We start from the raw sequence: 3,663 nt of genomic DNA, 5'->3' as shown, positions 1-3,663 counted from the left end.
GGCCAGCGCCAGCCGGAGCGCCAGCCGGAGCGCCAGCCGCCGCCGGCCGTTGTCCCGGTCCAGCAGGAGGGCCCCGAAGGCGGCCAGGACCCAGAACATCAGGAAGATATCCAGCAGCGACGTCCGGGACATCACCAGGTGGTGGCCGTCCACCGCAAGGAGGAGCCCGGCGGCCCCCGCCAGGGGAAGCGACCGGAAGAGCTTCAGGGCAATAAGGGACAGGAGCAGGATGGACAGTGTGCCGGTCAGTGCTGCCGCGAAGCGCCAGCCAAAAGGGTTGTCCGGGCCGAAGATCCCCATGCCGGCGGCGATCATCCATTTGCCCACGGGCGGATGGACCACGTACTCGGGGGAGTCCAGCAGCACCCCCGGGTTTCCGGCGTTGAACGCATCATTGGCTTTGTCCGGCCAGCCGCGCTCATAGCCGCTGACCAGGTAGGAGTATGCGTCCTTGACGTAATACGTTTCGTCGAAGACCAGCTTGGGTGGGGCCTCAAGCCGGACAAACCTGAGGATTCCCCCGGTAAGGGCGGTCAGGACGGGGACCAGCAGGAACCACAGCCTCAGCGACGGCGGGTAGTCGCGCCATCCGCGGGCACTGCCCAGGAGCCGTACCAGCAGGGATTCGATCGTGAAGGCGTCGGCGGGGCGGCTGACCCAGGGCCGGTTGGGGGAACTGCCCGAACTGCCTGCTGTCCTCGCGGATTCAGCGCCGGATGCCGCGGGGGCGGCCTGTCCGGTCCCGCCCGGCCGCGTCGAGGTCTGCGTCACCAGCCCATGCTACCGTTTCCGGCCGGCGGTCCCGGGCAGCAGTAGGCTGGTGGCGTGGACCCTAACCCCAGCACCCTTCCTGATTCCGGCCCGGCACCTGCGGGTCGCATCGTGCTCGCCGCCACCCCGATCGGGAACACCGGTGACGCTTCCGCGCGGCTGGTGGAACTGCTGGGAACCGCGGACATCGTGGCAGCCGAGGACACCCGCCGCCTCCACCGGCTGGTCCAAAGCCTGGGCGTCACGGTGGCCGGGCGGGTCATCAGCTACCACGAGCACAACGAGGCCACCAAGACGGCGGAGCTGTTAGCACAGGTGCAGGCAGGAAGCACCCTGGTCATGGTCACCGACGCCGGGATGCCCTCGGTTTCGGACCCGGGTTTCCGCCTGGTTGAAGGGGCGGTCGCGGCCGGCCTCACCGTGACGGCCGTCCCGGGGCCGTCAGCGGTACTCACCGCCCTGGCATTGTCCGGACTGCCCACGGACCGCTTCTGCTTTGAAGGGTTCCTTCCGCGGAAGGCCGGTGAGAGGGCGTCGCGCCTGGCCGAGCTTGCGGGGGAGCGCAGAACCATGGTGTTCTTCGAGGCACCGCACCGGCTGGAGGTAATGCTCCGGGCGCTGCGCGACCGGTTCGGACCGGACCGTCCGGTTGCCGTCTGCCGTGAACTGACCAAAACCTATGAAGAGGTCATCCGCGGCACCCTCAGTGAACTTCTGGTGTGGGCCGAAAGCACGGAGATCAGGGGCGAGATCGCTGTTGTCCTCGGCGGGGCGCCGGAAAAGGCGCCCGGGACGCCGGAGGACCATGTGGCCGCCGTGAACGAACTCGTGGCCCAGGGCATCCGGCTCAAGGAAGCGGTGGCAGCGGTGGCCGAGGACGTCCGGGTGAGCAAGCGGGAACTGTACTCCGCCGTCCTTGCGGCCCGCTGACGGTCCCGCACAAGATGCCTGCGCTGCTGTGCAGCTGCACAGCAGCGCCGTGACGCGGCAGTGCGCAACGGCGTAGACCAGCCCGAAGCCGCCGCAGTAGTCTGGCAGTAATTCAGCCTGTATGGGCCCGGTCACTCCGGCCGCCGCCAAGGGCTGCACCAACCCTACTGACGAGGGAGTCATCGTGACTGTCACTGCACAGCCGGCCGTTTCCGCAGACCGCGAAAGCGCCCTTCTGGCCTCTGTCCCCACTGGCCTGCTCATCAACGGTGAATGGCGGGACGCCATCTCCGGGAAGACCTTCGACGTCGAGGATCCCGCCACCGGGAAGGTGCTGCTGAGCCTTGCCGACGCCGGCGCCGAGGACGGTAAGGCAGCCCTGGACGCTGCCGCCGCGGCGCAGGAGTCCTGGGCCAAGGTGCCGCCACGCGAACGGGGCGAGATCCTGCGCCGCGCGTTCGAGCTGGTGACCGAGCGCGCTGAGGACTTCGCGCTGCTGATGACCATGGAAATGGGAAAGCCGCTGGCCGAAGCCCGCGGTGAGGTCACCTACGGTGCCGAGTTCCTGCGCTGGTTCTCCGAGGAAGCCGTCCGTGCGTTTGGCCGCTACTCGGTCTCCCCGGACGGCAAGTCCCGGCTGCTGGTCACCAAGAAGCCGGTGGGCCCGTGCCTGCTGATCACGCCATGGAACTTCCCCCTGGCCATGGCCACCCGCAAGATCGCACCGGCCGTCGCTGCAGGCTGCACCATGGTCCTGAAGTCCGCGAACCTTACCCCGCTGACCTCCCAGCTGTTCGCCGCCGTCATGATGGAAGCCGGCCTCCCCGCCGGTGTCCTAAACGTCATCCCCACCTCCACCGCAGGCGCCACCACCGGCCCGCTGATCAAGGATTCCCGGCTCCGGAAGCTTTCCTTCACCGGGTCCACCGAGGTGGGCCGCCGCCTGCTCTCCGACGCGTCCGAAACTGTCCTGCGCACCTCCATGGAACTCGGCGGCAACGCCCCGTTCCTGGTCTTCGAGGACGCCGACCTCGACGCCGCCGTCGCCGGGGCCATGCTCGCCAAACTCCGCAACATGGGCGAGGCCTGCACGGCCGCGAACCGCTTCATCGTGCACGAATCCGTCGCGGCCGAGTTCGCGGAGAAGTTCGCCGCGAAGATGAAGGACATGACCACCGCCCGCGGCACCGAGCCGGAGTCCAAGGTGGGCCCGCTGATCGACGCGAAGAGCCGGGACAAGGTCCACGAACTGGTCTCCGACGCCGTTGCCTCCGGCGCCACGGCCGTCCTGGGCGGCGGGCCGGTGGAAGGTCCCGGCTACTTCTACCAGCCCACCATCCTCTCCGGCGTCACCGAAGGCACCCGCATCCTGTCCGAGGAAATCTTCGGACCGGTTGCGCCCATCATCACCTTCAGCTCCGAGGATGACGCGGTGCGCCTGGCCAACAACACCGAATACGGGCTCGTGGCCTACGTCTTCACCAAGGACCTGAACCGCGGCATCCGGATGGGCGAACGCCTCGAAACCGGCATGCTCGGCCTGAACGCCGGCGTCATCTCCAACGCCGCAGCACCCTTCGGCGGCGTCAAGCAGTCCGGCCTGGGCCGCGAGGGCGGCCTCGAAGGCATCGAGGAATACCTCTACACCCAGTACATCGGCATCGCAGACCCCTACGCCGGATAACGCCCGGATCAGGCAAAGCGGCCGGTCAGCCGCCGCTTTGCCGCCGAACGCCGTCGCGCACTCCCTGCCTGGAAGGACCAGGACGGGAGCGTGCGGCGGCTTTTGCCGTCCTGCGCAGGAATCGCCCCGCGGCCAGGAACGGTGCGGCAAGCAGCCGGCCCAGCCGTCCCATGACGGACGGCGGGATCCAAGCCGCCTGGAGGCGGTCCGCGTGTTCTTCCGGAAGCTCACCGGTGATTGCCGGGTCATAGCCGTTTGAGTCTACTATTTCCGGGCCC

General features: G+C 68.4%; 4 protein-coding genes. 2 read left to right on the top strand and 2 right to left on the bottom strand.

The genetic code is table 11. The features are described from left to right. Positions 1-771 (bottom strand): phospholipid carrier-dependent glycosyltransferase (locus ACKAE7_RS20585; RefSeq protein WP_408980169.1); only part of this gene is annotated, 771 nt, incomplete at its 3' end. Positions 772-825: 54 nt separating this feature from the next. On the opposite strand from ACKAE7_RS20585, the gene rsmI reads away from it, so the two are divergent. Both rsmI and ACKAE7_RS20575 read left to right on the top strand, forming a co-directional pair. Beyond that, positions 826-1,701, top strand: coding sequence for a 16S rRNA (cytidine(1402)-2'-O)-methyltransferase (gene rsmI, locus ACKAE7_RS20580; protein ID WP_104185347.1), 876 nt, complete (start codon positions 826-828; stop codon positions 1,699-1,701). A 184-nt stretch (positions 1,702-1,885) separates the two neighbouring features. Next, a complete protein-coding gene (locus ACKAE7_RS20575; RefSeq protein ID WP_188730291.1) occupies positions 1,886-3,385 on the top strand; it encodes an NAD-dependent succinate-semialdehyde dehydrogenase in 1,500 nt (499 codons plus the stop codon). 25 nt (positions 3,386-3,410) lie between these two features. On the opposite strand, the gene ACKAE7_RS20570 is transcribed toward ACKAE7_RS20575, so the two are convergent. Next, on the bottom strand, positions 3,411-3,663 hold a 253-nt coding region (locus ACKAE7_RS20570), incomplete at its 5' end, for a hypothetical protein (protein WP_408980168.1).

The sequence above is a fragment of the Pseudarthrobacter sp. NKDBFgelt genome (genome assembly GCF_046097905.1).
In the GTDB taxonomy this organism is placed as follows: Bacteria; Actinomycetota; Actinomycetes; order Actinomycetales; family Micrococcaceae; genus Arthrobacter; species Arthrobacter polychromogenes.
Note: the sequence above shows the minus strand (reverse complement) of the source record. Positions and strands in the feature narration are given on the sequence as shown.